Raw genomic sequence first — 21,548 nt, 5'->3', positions numbered from 1 at the left:
ATCCAATTAAAGTTTTATTAGAAATTAGAGATTGGATATTCGTTATAAGAGAGGTGTGTACTAATGAGGACGCGCATTGGAGGAATCGCTTCTTCGTTAGTGGACGCCCGTCAACAGCATGTTGGATTTCTCATTGCTTGAAGCAAGGCTTGGCATAGAATTTCGAAACAAGGATCTCTTGCGCCAGGCGCTTGTCCATCGCTCGTATTTGAACGAAAATCCGTCGCTCGGACTTGATCACAACGAGCGTCTTGAATTTTTGGGAGACGCCGTCATTGAGCTTGCAGTGACGGAGTTTTTATATAAAAACTATCCAAATCCCGAGGGAGATCTCACCAACTGGCGCGCGTCGCTGGTTAATGCTAAGATACTTTCTTATCTTGCTCGTGAGGCCGGTATTGAGGATTTTTTGATGCTTTCTCGCGGTGAGGCAAAAGATATGGGCCGGGCGCGCCAGTATATTCTTGCAAACGCCATTGAAGCCGTGGTGGGAGCAATGTATTTGGACCTGGGTTATGAAGCAGCGCGTGAATTTATTGAACGCGTGGTTATAAAGGAACTTCCAAGGATCCTGGAAGAGCGCAGCTACAAAGATCCCAAAAGCCGTCTTCAGGAAGAAGCGCAGGACCGCGTCGGCGCCACGCCCTCATATCAAGTTGTGGCTGAATGGGGACCCGATCACGACAAGCGTTTCCGCGTCGGAGTTTTTGTGGGTCAGGATCTTGTAGCCGAAGGAGAGGGCGCGTCCAAGCAGGAAGCCGAAGAGCACGCGGCGGAAAACGCGCTGACGAAGAAAAAATGGTAAGGCGCTCGTCTGGACAGAATGCTTCGCGAAACTGCTCAAGAGCTCACCTCGGCCCAATGAGTAGTTTTGGATGGCATTGAGAGATTGCAAGCAATTTTTCTCAAATGCATGTACGTGAGATTGCCTGCAATCCCTTAAGACGCGGATTGATTTTTGAAAATTGCATATCGGAGGCAGTTATGAATGGTAAAAAAACAGCTTCGAGGTTCTGGTTTGGCATCTTCATCATTGGCGCGGTGATACTTTATTATGCGCTCATTAACACCGAGCGAGCAGCGGGTCCGGTCAATCTTACGTACAGCGAGCTGTACAGCCAGATTTCCGATGGCAAAATCTCCTCGGTGGAAATTGCTCCGGATGGCGATATGCGAGGGATGCTGAAGAGCGGAGGGAAATTTACCGCAACAATACCTCCGGGCGACCCCGACATCTACCGGCATCTTCGAGAAAAGAATGTCAACACAAAGATTCTTCCCAAGGAACAGGCGAATTGGTGGTTGAGCGCTTTGATGAATTTTGGTCCGTTTCTGTTATTAATCGGCGTTTGGATCTTGATGATGGGGCAAATGCAATCCGGCAGCAATAAAGCTCTCTCATTTGGCAAATCCAAGGCAAGGCTTTTAAGGCCGAACCAGAAAAAAATCACTTTCAAGGATGTCGCCGGAGTTGAGGAAGCAAAAGAAGAACTGCAAGAGGTCATTGAATTTCTAAAAGATCCCGGGAAGTTCCAGAAGCTTGGTGGACGCATACCTCGTGGCGCGCTCCTGATTGGTCCTCCTGGAACCGGCAAGACTCTGCTTGCCCGCGCCGTTGCCGGAGAGGCAAGTGTTCCCTTTTTTTCCATTTCGGGGTCCGATTTCGTGGAGATGTTCGTTGGTGTCGGCGCAAGCCGCGTAAGGGATCTTTTTGAACAAGGCAAGAAGAGCGCCCCCTGCATCATTTTTATTGATGAGATAGATGCGGTGGGCCGGCATCGAGGTGCGGGAATTGGCGGCGGGCACGACGAACGAGAACAGACGCTCAACCAGCTTCTTGTGGAAATGGACGGTTTTGATGGAAATGAAGGCATTATCATGATCGCGGCGACCAACAGGCCCGATATTCTGGATCCGGCGTTACTGCGTCCGGGAAGATTTGACAGGCGTGTCGTGGTGTCGCTTCCGGATATTAACGGCCGCACCGGCATTCTCCAGGTTCATGTCCAAAAAGTTCCCATGGGCGAAGATGTGAAGCTTGCGGTAATTGCCCGGGGTACGCCGGGGTTTTCCGGAGCGGACCTGGCGAATCTCGTCAACGAAGCGGCCCTTATTGCCGCTCGCCAAAATCGAGGAACGGTTGCCATGACCGACTTTGAAAAAGCGAAAGACAAAGTACTTATGGGTGCGGAACGCCGCTCTCTGGTGTTGAGCGAAGATGAAAAGAAAAACACCGCGTACCACGAAGCCGGACATACTCTGGTTGCCGCAAGTCTTCCCCACACCGATCCGATACACAAGGTGACGATCATTCCGCGGGGGATGGCTTTGGGAGTGACGATGCAGTTACCGGAAGAAGACAAACACGGCTATACCCGGAAGTACCTGGAAAGCCGTCTTGCGGTCCTAATGGGCGGGCGAGTTGCCGAAGAGCTGTTTTTGGGCCAAATCACCACGGGTGCAGCCAACGACATTGAGCAGGTAAGCCATCTTGCCCGCAAGATGGTGTGTGAGTGGGGCATGTCGGAAAATCTTGGCCTCCTCAAATTCGGTGTTGGCGCAGAAAACCCATTTTTGGCCAAGCAGATATCGGATCAGCAACTTAGGAATTATTCTGAAAAAACCGCGCAGGATATTGACGAGGAAGTGAAAAGTCTGGCGTCTCAAGCGTACAAGACCGCGAAAGATATCCTGGATAAAAACCACCAAATATTGAAAAGCATTGCCGAAGCGCTGCTTCTTCACGAGACGCTTGATGGCGAGCAGGTCCGAAAACTGATTGCCGGAGAGACGTTGTCGTCTCCCCAAACACCCTAAACCCAAAAGGGTGTTTTTTATTGTAATGCAAGAATCAGTGTCCCTACCCACTTTTTGCCGTATTTGCTACACTACAGCAGGTAATTAAAATTTTTTTCAGATGCATCTTGCCAGACTTGAAATTAACGGATTCAAATCCTTTGGAGAGAAGGTCGTTTTGGAGTTTGCCCCGGGAGTGACTTCAATTGTGGGGCCAAACGGCTCCGGAAAATCAAATGTGGTGGACGCCATCCGCTGGGCGCTGGGGGAACAGGGATATAAAGGGATACGTCTTGAGAAAAGCGACGATGTTATTTTTCTTGGTTCTAAAAGCAAGGGGAAAATGTCGCGCGCATCCGTTGAGATGCTTTTTAAAGACGTTCAGCAGGATCGCGGGATTCCGTACGAAGAACTTATCGTTGCGCGTCAGGTGTATCGCGACGGAGAAGGAGAATATTTTCTTAATAAAGCCCAGGTGCGCCTCAAGGACATCAATGAAATGCTGGCGCGAGCGCATGTTTCAACAAAGAACTATTCTATTGTAACCCAGGGCATGTCCGACCAGCTTTTGCGTTTTTCCCCGCAGGAATTGCGCAATACGGTGGAGGATGCGAGCGGCGTGAAAGAATGGCAACTAAAGAAACGCGACGCCGAGAGGAAACTTACAAGATCGGGAGAACATGCCCTGCAGGTGCAGGCACTGCTTGCAGAGCTCAAGCCCTACCTGAACAATCTCCGCAGTCAAATGAAGCGGTGGGAGAAAAGAGACGAATACGCGCGGAGACTTCAGGAGTTAAAAGAACTGAAGGTTTATGTCCGCCTGAAATCTCTGCAAGAGCGGAGGATCGTGCTTGATAAAGAGCGCGCCGCTCTCCAGGAGGCCATCCGGCGCATGGAGGAAGAGAAGCAGAACATGACTTCCCAGATCATTGCTGCCGAAAAAGAATTCGGCTCAAAGAGTTCCCAGAAGGAGCCTCTCCAGGATACAAAACTTCAGGAGCTTTACGAAAAACGGATGCAGCTTGAGAGGGAGCTTATTAAGATAGAATCGCAACTTTCCGGATACGCGGTTTCACGCAAAGGTGCACCGGACCTTACGGCAATATTCCGGAAAATTTCTGAAATACGTAGTTTTCTGGAAGAACTTTCTTCCCAAACTTCTTTTGAGATGCTAAAGGACGGAGTTTTGGAAGCGGCTGAATCTCTTCAAGCCATGGAGAGCTTGTTTAGCGCCGGATCCAGCGAAATCCCAAAAGAGATGCACGATGCGCAGGAGAAGACAAAAGAAGCGATTGGGAAGATCGAACGGGAGCTTGATGAGGTTAAGCTGAGAAGCAGAGAGGCGCACGTGCAAGAACAGCAACTCAAGGAGACGTTGTTCCAAAAGGAGCGCGCACTGCGCCGGCTCGAAGACGATCTGGAACGAGCGCTTGAAAAAGAAGCGTCGCTTATGGGAGAGCTTGGCCGGCATGAGGGCGAGGAGCGCGGAATTTTTCAGGAAGCCCGCGAGCATATTCCCGATGCGCCCGCGGGGCTTGCGGAACTTTTGCGCGTGCTGGAAACGACATTCGGCGGCCGCGAGGTGCCGCTCCTGCAGCGCATTGAGGAGGATATTATTCGCGCAAGCGTTCATCTTTCCGACGTTGGAGAGCTGGACCCGAACATGAAATCAGAATACGAAAAAGTTGACGAGCGATTTAATTTTCTAAGCAAGGAACTGGAGGATGTACGGGGAGCCAAGGACGATCTGCAGAAACTCGTTGTGGACCTAGCCGGTGAAATTCAGAAAAAGTTTGAAGAGGCGTTTTTGAGCGTGAACAAGGAATTCAGCAAATATATGCAGACGATATTCGGCGGCGGGAAAGGAGAGCTTATTAAATTAGTTCCTCCAAAGCGTAAGACTAGCGCGGAGGATGACCCGGAAGACATGGGAAACGAAGAGGAAGAACAGGAAAAAGAGGGTATCGTGGTCCGCGTGGAACTTCCCGGGAAGCGCATCAAGTCGCTTGAGCTTCTTTCGGGCGGTGAGCGCGCGCTTACGTCGCTCGCATTCCTTTTTGCGATCATCGCCACCGTCAAACCCCCATTTGTGGTTTTAGATGAAGTGGATGCGGCTTTGGACGAAGCAAACTCAAAGCGGTTTGCCAATCTTCTTGAGAGCGTCCGTATCGAGACCCAATGTATCGTGGTGACGCATAACCGTTCCACGATGGCAGCCGCCCAGGCCCTTTACGGCGTTACCATGGGAGGAGACGGGATTTCAAGGATTTTATCGCTCAAACTCGAATCCTAATCTTAATACAACCGAGGAAAAAACCACGGCCATAGGGCCGTGGAGTTTTATTCACCGAACACCTCTTCGGTCACTGGACATAGAAATTTTAAAATGTTACCCTATTTCTTCCGGTGCAGTCGGGCCGGAAAGCCTCAATCAGGGGCAAAAACTCCCGAACCAACCAGGAAAAGGAGAAGGCATGCAGCTGAAAAAGATAAGAGAGATACTTTCGAAATATCCATGGCTCGAAGCACCTTTAAAAACTCAGGTCGACATCGTGAAATTTCATGAAGGAATTTCGTTCGAAGATATGGTGGAGAGAAAGATTCACCACATCATCTTCCGAGATTCATTCTTCCTTTTTGAGACTATGGAGTGCGGCCGTACGTTCCTGGCCTCTCAATCGGACCTTAATCTCTACATCGATACCACGGCCTATCTGTGGTATCACTCGACGCAAAATGAAACGGACGAGAAGTTTCTGCAGCCGTTCGTCTTCCGTCAGACGATCCACGAGGGCAAAATCCTTCCGCCGGGTACTCGGTCCGATCTTAAAGCGTGCTTGGATGCCATACTGCTCGAGCGAGCGGTTTATACCAAATACGGTCTATGCTTCCTGGCTTACGACGTCTATCTCTACACAGACGTTTCCGCCCCTCATGCACGTTGAGGGGATTTTTCTTTTACTGGCACTGATATCCACGGCCTCTTTGTCCGTAAAGGTTTTAGAAAAACCCGACTATGCACAGTCGGGTATTTAGAATCTAGTCATCAAGCGAAGACTGCGTGGCGTAATACGCCTTGATGGCCCAGGCGCACACAAGTCCGAAGAGCAATGCTGCAAGAATGGAAAATATCCAAAGAGCTGTGTCGTGTCCGGTAGTACAGCTTGTCGTTCCATGTGCGTTCACGCACAACGACTCCCTTAAGCCGCTTACCAGCCATCCAAGTCCCGCGTTTCCATGCGCGAATATTAACGAGAAAAAAAGCGCAAGCTTTTTATACTCCGATAAGCGCCAGAGCAACATAAAAATGGCCGCAACGTAGAGCATGGATGCAAAAATGAACGTTGCCGGACCCACCGAGATAAACGCTCTGCCTACGGGAGAGATCTCTCTGATGATTTTTGTTCTGTCAAGGAAGTGAGGAAGATTGCCGTCGAAGGTGAGCGCGATATCGAGAAGAACGATGATGGCTATTGGCAGATACAGGTACGCAATACTCCATTTTTTTGACATAAACGCCTCCACGGTCAGTATACACGCCTCTCTTTCAGTATGGCAATTTTTCTGCTACCATGGCTCCATGACACCGCGAGACACCATAAGAGCCGCAATACAAAGATCGCTTAAAAGCCTCGGCGCGGGAGATGTTTCTTTTTCCGTGGAAAAAACAGAGAAGCCGGAACACGGAGACTATGCGACAAACGCGTCGCTGCTTGCTACCAAATGGCTCAAAAAAAATCCCATGGAGATCGCCGAACTTGTCAAAGAAAATCTGGGAAAGGATAAAGAACTCGGCGATTACATCGAAAGAATTGAGACCGCGAAGCCCGGCTTTGTAAATTTTTTCCTATCACAGAAATTTCTTCAAAGATCGGTCGGAGAGATTTTGAAGGCGAAAGAGAAATTCGGCAGAGGGAAATTGAAAGAGTACGTCAATATTGAATTCATATCCGCAAACCCAACCGGACCCCTAACGCTTGCAAATGGCCGGGGCGGATTTTACGGAGATGCGCTGTATAATGTTTTACAGTTTGCCGGCGCAAAGGCCGAGAAAGAATATTACATCAACGATGCGGGAAACCAGATGCGGACGCTCGGCGAATCCATTCTTGCCGCAGCAGGCCTTGCCGAAAAACAGGAACAGCACTATCAGGGCGGTTATATCGCATCATACGCAAAGGAAACATACGAGAGACTGCTGGAAACATATATTGCGGATCCCGAGGAACTGGGAAAAGAGGTTGCGCACCGCATTCTCGATCGCGAGATAAAGCCGCCCATAAAACGGGCGGGAATCTCATTTGATAAGTGGATATCGGAAGACGGAGATATTCGCGGAAAGGGACTTGTTGAGAAGGCGTTAAAAATGCTTGAGAAAAAGGGTCTGACGTATGAAAAAGAAGGTGCAATTTGGTTGAAAACGTCGGCATTCGGCGATACCGAAGACCGGGTGTTGGTGAAAAGTATCCAAAAAAATTACACGTATCTTGCCTCAGACATTGCGTATCATCTGGAAAAGTGGAAGCGGGGATTTACCAAGCTCATCACTATCTGGGGCGCCGACCACCATGGTGCCGTGGCGCGCCTGAACGCGGCGATGCAGATGTTCGGGAAACCCGATGTGCACATAATTCTTATGCAGCTGGTGCGTCTCATGGAAGACGGCAAGGAAACGCGTATGTCAAAGCGCACGGGGAATTTCGTCACGCTCTCCGAATTATTCGATGATGTCGGCGTGGATGTGGCGCGGTTCTTCTTCCTTATGCGTGAGCCGAACTCGCATTTGGATTTTGATCTGGCGGTTGCCAAGGAACATTCTCAAAAAAATCCAGTCTACTACGTGCAGTATGCGCACGCACGACTCTCGAATATTTTGAAGAGGGCGCAAGAGCGGGGAGACCGCAAGGCAAAACAGGACCTGAAGCTTTTACAAAAGCCCGAAGAATTTTCTCTTATCAAAATACTCTTACAATTTCCAGAACTGGTGGAAGATATAGCGCAGACATACGCAGTGCATCGTCTGCCACAATACACCATGCAGCTTGCCGCTGTGTTCCATAGATTCTACGACACCACCCGCGTCATTGATGTTGACCGGAATGTGAGCATGGCGCGCCTGATGCTTGTACAGGCGACGAAGTTCGTTCTTACGAGCACTCTTAAAATTATGGGTATCTCTGCCCCCAGCCACATGTAGCTTGACCCCGTTAGAAGTCGCAGACGCTTGCGTCAGCGTCCTACTTCTAACGGGGTTGACAGAATCTAAGAGAAATGCTATCATTGCGCTATCGTCAGATCAGGCCCGATAGCGTTTTTATGCAATACGTGTTCGTTGAAAAAAGGGCCCAAAACAAGGAGAAAAACGATGAACGACAGAATTTTCGGAGTTGTGATACGAAAACCCGCGTGGGACAAAGGAAGAGAAGATTGGTATCGGGACGAAGAAGGGGATATGTTGTTTTTCCCCTTTGCCCGGACAATCGAGCACGACGGCATCAAGGATTATTCGCTGTTTCGGAACGAACTTCGAACTCCTGGCCTGGAATGTCTCCGGGACGGGCAAGTTGTGAGCTTCGACGCGGAGGGCAGGATTGCCCGCGATATCGAGCGGGTTCCGGTTCGCGAATCAAAGAGGTGGAAGGACACGGTGCACGCAATCCAGAGCCTCAACGGCGGGAGCGGATTTGTCGCCGCAGAAGTTGTCCATTTCAACCCGGAGCGAGGGTTTGGTTTTGCGGCTCCCAAGGCAAACCCGAGCAGCAAGATCTTCTTCCATGTCAAAAGAGTCATTCGGAGAGATCCGAGCGACTTTATCGGGTTCTTCGAGAAGGATGAAGTTTTTATCCGGCCCGAAGGGCGCTCGAGAGACGAACACTCCACTCCCGCGGCGGAGGAGGTCGTCGTTTTAGAGGACTAGTCGTTCTTACGCCGCTGGCGCGCGATTGTGCGCCAGCGGCTTTTAATTTTTGACCATATGGCAGGATTAGCTTAAAATACATCTGCTATGATAAGTTTTCCGGAACTTGAAGAAGGGGTCCTTGCGCGATGGCGCGAGAATAAAACGTTTGAAAAAAGTCTTGAGCGGCGCAAGGGCGTCGAACCCTTCGTATTTTTTGAAGGGCCGCCAACCGCAAACGGCCGCCCCGGTATCCATCACGTGCTTGCGCGCGCATTCAAGGACATTATCTGCCGCTATAAAACCATGGCGGGATTTTTTGTTTCTCGAAAAGCCGGGTGGGATACGCACGGTCTCCCGGTCGAGCTGGAAGTGGAGAAACAACTGGGGCTGAAATCAAAAAAAGACATTGAACAATACGGCATTGCCGCATTCAACAAAAAATGTAAGGAGTCGGTGTGGACCTATAAAGACGAATGGGAAAAGCTGACCGACCGCATGGGATTTTGGCTTGACATGGCCCGTCCCTACATCACCTACGACCCAAAGTATATGGAGACGCTTTGGTGGGTTATCAGGCGGATATGGGAACGGAGGGACGAGAAAGGGAACAGGTTTTTATACCAGGGACATAAGGTGGTACCCTACTGCGCGCGGTGCGGCACAGGGTTATCTAGCCACGAAGTTGCGCAGGGGTATAAGAATATTTCCGAGAATTCGGTGTATGTGAAGTTTAAAGTTACTGAGGGGAACGACGAAAAAATAAAAACAGGCAACGTGTATATTCTCGTTTGGACTACTACGCCTTGGACGTTGCCGGCGAATTTAGCTCTCGCAGTTGGAGAAAATATTCTGTACGCGCATGTATATGTAAAGGAGACGAAAGAACATTTCTATGTGGCCAAAGACCGACTTTCGGCGCTGCCCGAAGGTTCGTTTGACATTAAAGATACTCGTGCGGGGAAGGGACTAATTGGATGGAAGTACGAACCGCTTTACGGAACGCTCAAAGAAAAAAACGAAAACGCATATAAAATATATACTGCTGATTTTGTTTCCACCGCCGATGGTACGGGCGTGGTCCACATCGCGCCCATGTATGGAGAAGATGACTATAATCTAGGGAAGGAACATAACTTGCCAAACCTGCATACCGTGGAGTTGGATGGCACGGTGAAAAAGGGCCTGGGCATTCCGGGAGAAGGGAAGTTTGTTAAGGACGCGGATAAAGATATCACCGCGGACCTGAAAGAGCGGGAAATTTTATTTAAAGAAGAAGCTTGCGCTCACGATTACCCATTCTGCTGGCGCTGTGACAGACCACTTTTATATTACGCAAAACCCTCATGGTTTATTTCGATGTCGCGCGTTCGCGAGAAACTCATTGAGAATAACAATTATATAACGTGGGTTCCCGAACACATGAAAGAGGGGAGATTCGGAGAGTGGCTGAAAGAAGTAAAAGACTGGAATTTCTCGCGCGAACGGTATTGGGGGACACCCCTGCCTATTTGGAAATGTGAAGCGTGCGGAAAAGAGGAATGCATCGGCTCTCTTGAAGAACTGGATGCGCGGGCCTATAAAAAGTCCGGCAATACCTATTACGCTTCGCGTCACGGCGAAGCGGAATTCAATTGCTTAAATAGAATGAGTGATAAAGTGGAAGACCAGAACCATCTTACCCAGGAAGGAAGGAGGCAGGTATTTGTTGCCGCCGAGAAACTTAAAAAATCCGGCATTGATCTTATCTTCTCTTCCGACCTTTTGCGCACGAAAGAAACCGCGGAGACGATCGGCGAAGCACTTGGCATTAAAGTTTCTTTCGACGAGCGGCTACGCGAGATACGGGTCGGGGATTTCGGTGGGAAGCCGGCAGCGGAGTATCATGAGTACTTTGCGTCAAGGAGCCTTAATCGGTTTGATACAGCGGTGGAGGGAGGAGAAACGTGGGCAGATCTTAGGGGGCGCATGATGGCATTCTGGATGGAGCTTGAAGAAAAACATCAGGGCAAGAACATCCTTATCGTAAGCCATGGTGACCCCTTGTGGGTTCTGGAACGTACGCTCTCGGGGTTTGGCGATGACGATTTTAGGCAAGTCGGCACACAGCCAACCGGGCGGGAAGAATACCCTACATATGCCGAACCTCGAAAGATTTTTTATGGCACCATGCCCCGAGACGAAGAAGGAAGTGTAAATCTTCACCGTCCTTATGTCGATGAGTTTTATCTGTGCTGTAGGTGTGGAAAAAAAATGACGCGCGTCAAGGAACTTATAGATGTATGGTTCGACTCCGGGTCCATGCCGTTCGCGCAAGGACATTATCCGTTCGAGCACAAAGACGATATTGATAGCGGCAAGACGTTTCCCGCCGAATATATTTCGGAAGCCATAGATCAGACACGCGGTTGGTTCTATACCCTACTTGCAGTTTCCACCCTGCTCGACAAAGGTGCGCCATATAAAAACGTCATTTCGCTCTCTCACGTGCTGGATGCCAAGGGACAGAAGATGTCCAAATCTAAAGGAAATGTGGTAAGCCCCTGGGACATTATCAGCAAATACGGCGTGGACGCCCTTCGCTGGTATTTTTTTACCGCAAATGACCCCGGAGATTACAAGTTGTTCGACGAAAAGCATGTCGAGGAGCGCATGCGCGGATTTTTGGGAACGCTATGGAATTGCGCGGTGTTTTATAAGACATATGAAAGGGGGCAGAAAGCCAACGAGCAAGAGGAAGTAGCTGAACATAAGCTTGATAAATGGATTCTATCCAAGTTAGGAATTCTCGTTCAGGTAGTACGGCTTGAAAAATTAGATTCTTATGATGTCACAGGAGCTGCGCGCGCAATTGAGCGATTCGTAGTTGACGACCTCTCGCAATGGTATGTTCGAAGAAGCCGCGAACGCCTACAGGAGAACAAAGTGTCCATGGCAGCATTCCGGAAGGTTCTTGAAACCGTTTCATGTCTTGCGGCGCCCTTTATTCCGTTTGTTGCCGATGCAATATGGCAAGAACTAGGAAACAAAGAATCCGTGCATTTGGCCGACTACCCCTCCGGGCCAATAATAAAAGAAGATGAACTGAATCTTATTAGAGAGATGGAGATTGTTCGTATTGTGGTTGCAAAGGGTCTTGAGAAACGGGCCGAGGCTAAAATAAAAATTCGGCAATCGCTCACCAGATACACTACATCCACAGATTTATTGTCGGTATATGGCATAAAAAATCTTGATGCGGGATTCTTAGATATTTTGAAAGAAGAACTGAATGTAAAAGAAATAGTATTTGGCGAGAAGGAAGAATTGGACACTCTTATTACCCCGGAATTACAGGCGGAGGGTGACGCGCGTGAACTTATGCGAAAGATTCAGGATGCGCGCAGAAAAGCCGGACTAAAACCTGGTGAAAGAATTGAGCTTGTGGTCGGCGATGAAAAGGAAAAGAAAATACTTGAATCCGACCTGGGCATTGCAGTTAAAAATAAAACCTCCACCGTTACCGTGAAATTCAATTTGGGATCGGAGCTTGCAATAATGCGCGATACCAGTTCGCATGCACGAATCGAGATTTGAAGGAATTGTCATAGGTCATGAAAACTGGGGCGATGCGGATCGCCTAATTTCGTTTTATACGCCGCATAACGGCAAGGTTGAGGCGGTTGCGCGCGGAGTTCGGCATGAAAAATCGAAGCTCAGGGGGCATCTGGAACTTTTGACGCATGGCGAATTTATGATCGCGAAAAACCACGGAAGAGGCGTGCTCATTGACGCCATGTCGCATAAGACGTTTTCGGCATTGCGTACGCATACAGAGATTGCATACCTCGGAGAGGGTGTTGCGAATATGTATGATACGTATCTCTACCCACACGCGGTTGATGTGGCGCTTTGGGAGTTGCTTTTTACAACGCTTGAGGAACTCGCAGGAGCAAGAGAAGCCGTCCATGCAGATTTCCATGACATTCTTGAAAGATTCGCGCGGCGGTTTCTCAAGTGCCTTGGCTATTTAGCCGATAGTTGTAAGAAGTCTTCTTTGCAGACGTACGACGGACTACTTCTGCACACGGATATTTTAGGACCGCAGTTTGTTGCTATGGCGAAGGGGCTGAAACATCTTGCTGCGCCGGTGCCATCAGATTGAAGTTTTGGATTTCCGGTGAGAAATAGTATACTGGGAGCATGTCCAAATACGTCTATCTCATCATTCTTTTTGTTCTTATTCTTGGCGGGGCTGTCGCGGGCCTTTTTTATGTGCTTCGCCAGGAGGGGACAAGAGGAGCGGCAGAAGTTGTTTTGGGTCTCTCGGTCCCGGAAGCCATAACCAGCGGAGACGAGGTGTCATTTCTTGTTTCTTACAAAAATGGCACGGGCATACCGCTTCAGGAGGCGGAGCTCTTTTTCCGTTATCCAGAAAATTCGATTCCTCTTGAGAATCCGGATCAGCTTATCAAAAACGTATCCTTGGGGACTCTGCAGCCCAACAAAGAGTATTCGTATACATTTACCGCACGAGTCATCGGAACAAAAAACAGCGTGATGCGTTCAAGCGCAGAACTCACGTATAAAAGCGCCGGGGGTGTCGTGTTCCGTAAAAAAACAGACGCGGTTATCCGCATTGCCGATGCCGCATTTTTTCTAAATCTCGTGGTTCCTCAGCGCGCGGTGGCCGGAGAACACATCGTTTATTTTCTTACGTACGAGAATCTTGCCCCCCACGCTTTTGCCGAGACACGCATACGGATGCACTATCCCGACGGCTTTTTGTTTTCAAGTGCCGAACCCGCGCCGACTTACGAAGAAGATGTATGGGATATCGGTGAAGTGGCAGTGCTTGGCAAGGGGCGGATCGCAGTTTCCGGGACACTGGACGGAGAAGAGGGTGACGCGAAAAAAGTAAAAGCCGAGATCGGTTTTGTGCGCGACGGAAAGTTTTCTCCTTATCAAGAAAGTTTTTTCGACACGATCATCTCTCCACCGCCGCTTTCCGTGACGATTGAACTACAGGACCATCCCGATCATATCGCGCACCTAGGAGAGATGCTTACGATGAAAATTGGGTATCAGAATAATGCTGAAGTTCCCTTAAAGGACGTGGTATTGCGCGCGGAGCTTGCAAGCTCTTTGTTTTCTTTCAAAGGGCTTAGCGCCGAACGCGGTTTTTTCGACAGCACGCGCAACATCGTTATCTGGAATCCCCAAAATGTTAAGGAATTGCTGTTCTTGAACCCTGGGGAAAAATATTTTCTAACATTACGCGTGGCTCTTAAAGATGCTTTTCCGATTTCGAGCGCCGAAGATACGAATTTTACGGCGCGCGTTATTGTAACCATAGAAAGCATTAATGTTCCTCCATATCTTGCGCTGAACAAGATATCGTCATCTTCGTTACTGGAGATAAAAATTGAGACGCGTGCGGAACTTGAGGCAGTGGCATATTATAAAGACGATTCATCGGGAATTGTGAATTTTGGGCCCCTGCCCCCAAAGGCAAACACGGAAACCCGTTATACGATTCATTGGCGCGTCTCTGTTCCGGCAAATGATCTTGAAAATGTTGAAGTGCGTTCTACGCTTCCCTCCGGCGTTATGGGAACCGGGGAAGCCGTAAGCCGTTATACCGATGCGAAGCCTTCGTTTAACGAAGCGACGGGAGAGGTGATATGGTTCATCCCTAGAGTTCCGGCGAATACCGGCATTACCCAGCCGGCTTTTGAGACGGTCTTTCAGGTTTCGGTCATTCCCTCCACAACTCAAGTTGGCAAGTCCGTTGAGCTGATACGCGCTTCCCTGCTAAGTGCGGTTGACTCGTTCACGGGACGACAACTTACCGCCGACATCCAGGCCATCCGAACCGATCAGTTGTCTGACGATATTGCCAACGATAGAGCTTTTGGAATAGTGATACCTTAATTCGTTGTCTCCTGCTTGGATATCTTGGACTATGAAAAAATCTGAACAACAAAACGATCTCATGGCGAAGATCGCCAGTCTTGCAAAAAGGCGGGGATTTGTCTTTCCAGGAAGTGAAATATATGGAGGACTTGCTAATTCCTGGGATTACGGCCCGATGGGGGTAGAGTTGAAAAATAACATCAAGCAACTTTGGTGGAAACGCTTTGTTCAGCGTCGAGACGATATGGTGGGCATTGACGCGGCGCTTATCATGAATCCGAAAGTGTGGGAGGCAAGCGGGCATCTGCAGAACTTCTCCGACCCGTTGGTGGAATGTAAAAAGTGCCACGCGCGATTTCGCGTGGACCATCTTCTCCTGCACCAACGGAAGCGGGGAGAGTTAAAGTGTCCGAATTGCGATGCGGAGAAAAGTTTCACGGACCCCACCCAATTCAACCTAATGCTCAAAACATTTTTGGGTCCCGCGGAAGAGAAAGCGAACGAGGTCTTTTTCCGTCCCGAGACGGCACAGGCCATGTTCGTTGATTTTAAACAGGTGTTGGACACGACGCGCAGGCACCTTCCGTTCGGCATAGCACAGACCGGCAAAGCATTTCGCAATGAAATCACGCCGGGAAATTTCATTTTCCGAACCAGGGAATTTGAGCAGATGGAAATAGAATACTTTGTCGAAGAGAAAGATTGGAAGAAATGGTTTGAAGCATGGAAAAAAGAGATGTGGAGCTGGATGACGGATGATCTGGGGCTTGCGGATAGCCATATCCACGAACTTGAAGTTCCGGATGGTGAGCGCGCACATTATTCAAAGCGCACCATAGACTTTGAGTATGACTATCCTTTCGGACGGGACGAACTTTACGGTCTTGCTTATCGGGGAGATTTTGATTTGAAGAATCATTTTAAAGAAGCGCCGTATCGCGATGCGGAAACGGGACAGACTTCTTGGCCGCATGTGATCGAGCCGACATGGGGTGTGGACCGCTCGGTGCTTGCGGCCTTGATTGACGCATACCGAGAAGATTCCGAGGGAGATAAAAAACGTGTTTGGCTGAAACTCCCACCGAAACTTGCGCCGTATAAAGTCGCTGTTTTCCCGCTTCTTGCAAATAAACCCCAGCTAGTGGAGCTTGCGCGGTCTGTGTATGACGGTCTGCGTAAAAACTTCATGGTGGCCTGGGACCCACGTGGCAATGTAGGAAAGCGATACTTTGCGCAGGATGAAATAGGCACTCCTTTTTGCATCACCGTCGATTTTCAGTCGCTTGAGGACAAAACCGTGACTCTACGCGACCGGGATACGATGAAACAGGAACGGGTGAAGATCGCGGAGCTTGAGGCACTACTCGTAAAGAAGCTCGCGTGAGTATCATGTTCAACAAAGCTATTCTCAAAAACGGTCTTCGGCTTATTACCATCCCCATGGACACCACGCGGGCGGTAACCGCATTGGTCATGGTCGGCGCGGGGTCTAAATATGAGACCAAGGAAACAAATGGCGTAGCGCATTTTTTGGAGCACATGATGTTCAAGGGAACGAAAAAGCGCCCCTCGGCGCTTACCATCTCTACGCTTCTGGACTCCATCGGCAGCGAGTATAACGCGTTCACGAGCAAGGAGTACACCGGCTATTACGTGAAGGCCGCAGATGAACATTTGGAACTTGCACTGGACATGCTTTCCGACAGTTACCAGCACTCTCTTTTTTTACAGGAAGAGATAGAAAAAGAGCGTGGTGTTATTATTGAGGAGATCAACATACATCTGGACACGCCCATGCAGCATATCGGCGATCTGTGGGAAAAGCTTTTGTACGGTGATATACCTGCCGGCTGGACCATCGCCGGGGAAAAAGAGAATATCACGCGCATGAGAAGGGAAGATTTTACCGAATATCTTTCTGGGCACTACACCGCCCCTAACACGACCGTGGTCGTATCGGGGAAATTTGACGAAAAAAATATCGGAAAAACCGTGGAAAAATATTTTGGAGGCCTTTCCGATCGCCAAGCCGGAACAAAGCCGAAGGTTGTAGAAACGCAAGACGAACCGAAGTTCCTCTTGCATTCCAAACAGACCGAACAGACGCATCTTATGGTGGGCGTGCGTTCCTGCGACATGTTCTCTGAAAAACGCTACGCGCTGTCTGTGCTTGCAACCATTCTTGGCGGCGGGACGTCTTCCAGGCTATTCACCGAGATACGGGAAAAGCGCGGACTTGCCTACTCGGTGCAAACCACATCCGATCTCTACACGGATTCGGGATATTTTGTGACGCAAGTGGGCGTGCAGAAAGACGCGACAGGGGAGGCGATGGGTATTATTTTGGCGGAGTATAAAAAAATAGTCGATGAAGGCGTGAGAGAAGATGAGCTCGGCAAGGCAAAAAACTATCTGGAAGGAAAACTTCTTCTGGGACTGGAATCGTCCGATGAGCTTGCGTTTTTTGCTGGGGAGCAGGAAGCGGTTCGGGAGCAGATTCGTAAACCGGATGAGATCATTGAACGTATCAAAAGGGTCAGCTTCTCAGATGTTCAAAGTATAGCCGGAGAGATTTTCAAGAATAGCGGTCTAAACGGGGTGCTGTTGGGGCCATTTGAACAAAAAGAGGAAAATGGATTTCGAAAGCTTCTTAAACTGTAGAATCGTAGACAATAATACGGAAAAGCTCCGAGGTCGTCGGAGCTTTTTGATAGAATGCATGTTGAGAGTTTTTCGGGAAGGATCTTAGCGGTCCAGGAGAATAATGGCTATGGCTACGGCGGCAAGTTGCCAGATGAGGCCGTGGCGAAGGGATACATTCTCGGCTTTAGTATGCGAGGCGTGATGGAGGCGACGATAGGCTTGAAGGATTTTGTTTTTGGAATTATCGGCAAACCCCCAGAGTACGTCCGGCAGAAGGCCGCCAAATCCTCCCGCAAGAACAGGAAGAAAATGAGCTTGCGGAGCAACGTAATGAACTATCGCAAAAACCAGCACAAATGCGCCGCCGATTTCAAGCCCGATGAAGCTCAATACGCGAAAAACATCTTTTTTCAGGCATGTCCTAAGTTTCTCGCCGACGGACTTGCGTTTGAGCTCGTCGAGAGGCGCAATAGAGTATTCCCAATGGGGGATCTTGTCTCCGATGAAATGGCTCGCAATTCCCAAGGCAAAGGCTATCGCGGGATTTTCCGTCAGAGAACCCAACCCCGAAGCCACGATAATGTGTACGCCAATGAGCATGGTGCATAGTATACACGAAAAATTTTACTTGTGAATAAGCCAGGTGCGCGTGGTATACTACAAAGATAACCAAAAGATCAAAATGATACAGCAAAAATCAAAAGTTCCGCAAACAGGACGCGCCATAAACGTTATGCGCAGCATGTTGTATAACGAACAACAGAAGGGTTTCACGCTCTACGAAATTCTCATTTATTTGGCACTCTTTCTCATGCTTTCTGTGCTTATTGTGGGTTTGGTGGTGCAACTGCTGACCGGTGGCTATAAAAGTGCGCGTTCGCGCGAAGTCGTCTCAAGCGTTGCCGTCGCTCTGGATACAATGCTGTATGAAGGAAAGTTCGCCAGCGCAGTCTATGCTCCCACAAGCATCTTTAATTCAAATATGTCTCAACTCTCCCTGCAGACAACGATTAACCCTCCGGCCGGGGAAGACATAGCGTTTGTGGATTTTTATATTGACAACGGAAGATTGTTCATAAAACGAGAATCGGAGAATGCAAAAGCGCTTACGAGCGATCGCGTGACGGTAGACGGGTTCCGCATCGTGCGTCTTAACCCGGTAACTACGTCGGAGTCGCTGCGGGTGGGGCTTTCCGCGCATCATCGCTTCTCTCGCGGATCCGAGAATGATTTATTTGCGGCAACCACGACCGTCACACTCCGCAGATATTGAGCAAATTACTGAATTACGTATTACGTATTACGGATTTATCAGAAATTCAATCCGCAATCCGCAATCCGCAATTCGCAAATTGTGGTAATTGATTTGGAGAAAAGAAATGGGTTTGCGTCATTAACCATCATTATCCTTGTATTTGCCGTCTCGCTTTTTGTGGTGGCGCTTATGGTACTCTCGTCGCTTAACGATGAGCGCATCGCGCGCAAGACGATCAGTTCACTTAAAAGTATTGTAACAAGCGAATCGGGTCTCGAGGACGTGCTCTACCGCATAAAATTCGCCAAAAACTACAGTTCAAGCGAGACATTTGCGCTTAATGGCGGTACGGTTGTCACCATTTCGGGTGGTGGCGGGAACGATGTGTCCGTCACCTCAACCGGAGATATTTCATCGTACATTAGGCGGCTTACCGCGCGACTTATCAAAAACACGTCCGATGTCGAATTCCACTACGGCGTACAGGTCGGTGACGGGGGACTTATTATGGAAAATAACAGCAAGGTCGTAGGCAATGTCTACTCAAACGGGAATATTACGGGACTTGCGGGCGCCCAAATTACAGGAGACGCATGGGTTGCTGGAGGCACGCAAAGTACGCCCAATCAGGAGTGGACAACATATAACGATGATTTTTTCTTTGGACTTGCCACGGGGAGTGTTGTTACCGCGGTGGATACGGCGGGTAAGACAGGACAGCATAGTTCGCTAGCTCTGGGCTCTGACGGTTTTGCGCGTATCAGCTACTATGACTACGACAACAGTGACAAAGATCTTGAATTCGTCCGCTGCACCAACGTCGACTGCACCGCGAAGAACATCACGGTTGTTGAATCTTCCGGAGACGTAGGCCAATTCTCTTCGCTGGCTCTGGGCTCTGACGGTTTTGCGCGCATCAGCTACTATGATAATTCCGGCGGCAACTTGAAATTCGTCCGCTGCACCAACGCCGACTGCACAGCCAAGAATATCACTACGGTGGATTCGACCGGAGATGTAGGGCAATTTTCATCGATAGTGCTTGATGCGGGCGATCTCGCTTCCATCGCGTATTACAGCGTAAGCGACGGCGATCTCAAATTTGCGCGATGTATCGATGTGGATTGCACCACAAATAACATTCGAGCGGTCGATACCGCAGATGATGTGGGAACGTACACCGCTCTTGTCCTTGGCTCGGACAACGTGGCGCGTATAAGTTATATTGACCAGACACTTGACGACCTAAAATTCGCTCGTTGTAACGACAACAACTGCTCTTCCCCGATTATTGCCATCGTGGATGCAGCTTCGGAGATCGCGTGGCACACCTCTGTTGCGCTTGGCACGGACGGCTTTGCGCGCATCAGCTACTATGACGATACAAGCGACAATCTGAAATTCGCCCGCTGTACGAATGACAATTGTTCCGGCAGCGTGCTTACAGCCGTGGACTCCGGTGGTGATGTGGGCCGGTACAGTTCCATTAAGATGGGCGGAGACGACTTTGCCCGCATCACCTCCTACGACGGCTCAAACGGCAGTATAAAATTCGTCAGATGCACCGATGCCGATTGTTCAACAAAAGCCATTGCGGTTCCGGACACGTCGGGCGACACGGGTCTTTATACCTCGCTTGCGCTGGGCTCGGACGGATTTGGGCGCGCTTCGTATAATGATGCTTCGGGAGATAATCTCAATTTTGTCCGATGCGCCAATGCGAACTGCACGCCGCTCCAAAGCCAGGTTGATATCGCGCAAAGCTTCCAAACATCAACCTCCGCGCCGATAAACAAAATACGTCTCTATATCAGAAAAGTCGGCTCTCCACAGAATGCGACAGTGCAGATAAACACAAATAGCGGGTCTGACCCGGGGAAAAATCCCGGAGACGTGCTTGCTTCAGGAACGCTTTCGGCAAATCTTGCGACAGGAGCCTACGCCTGGGTCGATGTGACATTCGCTACATCTCCCGTGCTTACCGCCGGCACCACCTACTGGCTCCTTATTGATACGAACCAGGATAACTCAAATTACTGGGTGATGGGCATTGATACGATGAATGGGTATCCCTACGGTCTTGGCAAATGGTCTCCGAGCTGGAATGCCGGAAGTCCGGTGTGGACGGATGCGGGCGGAGATCTCAATTTTCAAATATTCATGGGAGGCATAGAAACAAAGATCGATAACGTGGATATCGGAGGAAACGCGCATGCCCACCGCATTGAGAATAGTACCGTCACCTCCAGCGCTTTTAGCACCATCTTTATTGACAGCTCTGCCGTCGGAGACGTTTTTACGGATGTCTTGGAGGATTGTTCCTCGCCTATCGGGGGCGATGCGGCGTATAATAGTATCAGCAACTGTACGGTGAACGGCGTTACCACCACGCCCACCACGCCTCCCGCAGATCCCCCTCCGCAAAACATGCCTATTTCCCAGGGGCAGATCGACCAGTGGAAGCTGGATGCTGCTAGCGGCGGAACGTATAATGGAGACTTCGCTCCGGGATCCTCCACGTCGCTTGGTCCGAAGGTCATCAACGGCAATCTCATCCTCACGACAAACAACGTGGTGCTTACCATCAAGGGCACGGTGTATGTGCAAGGATACATTGATATTTCGAACGGCTCGACCATTCAGCTTGATGCGGGATACGGTTCGTTGAGCGGAGCGGTGCTTGCCGACGAATGGATACATGTTGCCAACAACGGTACTTTTCGGGGTTCGGGGCAGAGCGGCAGTTATTTGATGTTGCTCACCACCTCTTCATGTACGGGCGTGCCGGCAGGCAATTGTACCGACCACGATTCGGCTATCGACCTGCTCAACAACGCCGATGGAGCAATTTTTTATGCGTCCAGCGGCCTCATCTATCTTCATAATGGCGTCTCGGCAACGGAACTTACATCGTATAAGCTTCAATTAAGTCAGACGGCAACCATCACCTATCAACAGGGCTTGGCCAATGCGCAGTTCTCCTCGGGTCCTGGCGCAAGCTGGGTGATACAGAAATGGAGAGAGGTGGAGTAGCAGATTTGTTACTCGTCGCTTGCCGATTTT

Annotated in this window: 15 protein-coding genes; 13 read left to right on the top strand and 2 right to left on the bottom strand. The window is 49.6% G+C overall.

Features of this window, described 5'->3' with window-relative positions:
- The first annotated feature begins 118 nt into the window (after positions 1–118).
- The 4 genes from rnc to Q7S09_02040 all read left to right on the top strand — a co-directional run bounded on the left by rnc (position 119) and on the right by Q7S09_02040 (position 5,741).
- Positions 119–805, top strand: a complete 687-nt coding sequence (gene rnc / locus Q7S09_02055) for a ribonuclease III (protein ID MDO8557958.1) — start codon at positions 119–121, stop codon at positions 803–805.
- A gap of 179 nt (positions 806–984) precedes the next feature.
- Positions 985–2,817: an ATP-dependent zinc metalloprotease FtsH gene (ftsH, locus tag Q7S09_02050; protein MDO8557957.1), complete on the top strand. Its 1,833-nt coding sequence runs from the start codon at positions 985–987 to the stop codon at positions 2,815–2,817.
- 100 nt (positions 2,818–2,917) lie between these two features.
- Positions 2,918–5,089 (top strand): AAA family ATPase, encoded by a 2,172-nt coding sequence (locus tag Q7S09_02045; GenBank protein ID MDO8557956.1) that lies wholly within the window; start codon positions 2,918–2,920, stop codon positions 5,087–5,089.
- A gap of 181 nt (positions 5,090–5,270) precedes the next feature.
- A complete protein-coding gene (locus Q7S09_02040; protein ID MDO8557955.1) occupies positions 5,271–5,741 on the top strand; it encodes a hypothetical protein in 471 nt (156 codons plus the stop codon).
- 94 nt (positions 5,742–5,835) lie between these two features.
- On the opposite strand, the gene Q7S09_02035 is transcribed toward Q7S09_02040, so the two are convergent.
- Positions 5,836–6,309 carry a hypothetical protein gene (locus Q7S09_02035; protein MDO8557954.1) on the bottom strand — a complete coding sequence of 158 codons (474 nt, stop codon included), beginning with the start codon at positions 6,307–6,309 and terminating at the stop codon, positions 5,836–5,838.
- A gap of 67 nt (positions 6,310–6,376) precedes the next feature.
- Here Q7S09_02035 and argS point away from each other — a divergent pair, with 67 nt between their 5' ends.
- The 7 genes from argS to Q7S09_02000 all read left to right on the top strand — a co-directional run bounded on the left by argS (position 6,377) and on the right by Q7S09_02000 (position 17,248).
- On the top strand, positions 6,377–7,993 hold the full coding sequence (argS, locus tag Q7S09_02030) for an arginine--tRNA ligase (GenBank protein ID MDO8557953.1): 1,617 nt from the start codon (positions 6,377–6,379) through the stop codon (positions 7,991–7,993).
- A 168-nt stretch (positions 7,994–8,161) separates the two neighbouring features.
- A complete protein-coding gene (locus Q7S09_02025; GenBank protein ID MDO8557952.1) occupies positions 8,162–8,713 on the top strand; it encodes a hypothetical protein in 552 nt (183 codons plus the stop codon).
- A gap of 87 nt (positions 8,714–8,800) precedes the next feature.
- On the top strand, positions 8,801–12,268 hold the full coding sequence (locus Q7S09_02020) for a class I tRNA ligase family protein (GenBank protein MDO8557951.1): 3,468 nt from the start codon (positions 8,801–8,803) through the stop codon (positions 12,266–12,268).
- Positions 12,249–12,836 carry a DNA repair protein RecO gene (recO, locus tag Q7S09_02015; GenBank protein ID MDO8557950.1) on the top strand — a complete coding sequence of 196 codons (588 nt, stop codon included), beginning with the start codon at positions 12,249–12,251 and terminating at the stop codon, positions 12,834–12,836. The genes Q7S09_02020 and recO overlap by 20 nt, the downstream gene beginning before the upstream one ends.
- A gap of 38 nt (positions 12,837–12,874) precedes the next feature.
- Positions 12,875–14,605 (top strand): hypothetical protein, encoded by a 1,731-nt coding sequence (locus Q7S09_02010; GenBank protein ID MDO8557949.1) that lies wholly within the window; start codon positions 12,875–12,877, stop codon positions 14,603–14,605.
- A gap of 31 nt (positions 14,606–14,636) precedes the next feature.
- A complete protein-coding gene (locus tag Q7S09_02005) occupies positions 14,637–15,971 on the top strand; it encodes a glycine--tRNA ligase (protein MDO8557948.1) in 1,335 nt (444 codons plus the stop codon).
- A gap of 5 nt (positions 15,972–15,976) precedes the next feature.
- Complete coding sequence (locus Q7S09_02000) at positions 15,977–17,248, top strand: pitrilysin family protein (protein MDO8557947.1); 1,272 nt, start codon at positions 15,977–15,979, stop codon at positions 17,246–17,248.
- Between the two features lie 84 nt (positions 17,249–17,332).
- Here the strand turns inward: Q7S09_02000 and Q7S09_01995 are convergent, their stop codons facing one another.
- On the bottom strand, positions 17,333–17,830 hold the full coding sequence (locus Q7S09_01995; GenBank protein MDO8557946.1) for a hypothetical protein: 498 nt from the start codon (positions 17,828–17,830) through the stop codon (positions 17,333–17,335).
- An 82-nt stretch (positions 17,831–17,912) separates the two neighbouring features.
- On the opposite strand from Q7S09_01995, the gene Q7S09_01990 reads away from it, so the two are divergent.
- Complete coding sequence (locus Q7S09_01990; protein MDO8557945.1) at positions 17,913–18,503, top strand: hypothetical protein; 591 nt, start codon at positions 17,913–17,915, stop codon at positions 18,501–18,503.
- Between the two features lie 93 nt (positions 18,504–18,596).
- Positions 18,597–21,518 carry a choice-of-anchor R domain-containing protein gene (locus Q7S09_01985; protein MDO8557944.1) on the top strand — a complete coding sequence of 974 codons (2,922 nt, stop codon included), beginning with the start codon at positions 18,597–18,599 and terminating at the stop codon, positions 21,516–21,518.
- Positions 21,519–21,548: the final 30 nt, after the last annotated feature.

Source organism: bacterium (assembly GCA_030649025.1).
In the GTDB taxonomy this organism is placed as follows: Bacteria; Patescibacteriota; Minisyncoccia; order JAUYLV01; family JAUYLV01; genus JAUSGO01.
This window is presented reverse-complemented; position numbering and strand designations above follow the sequence as displayed.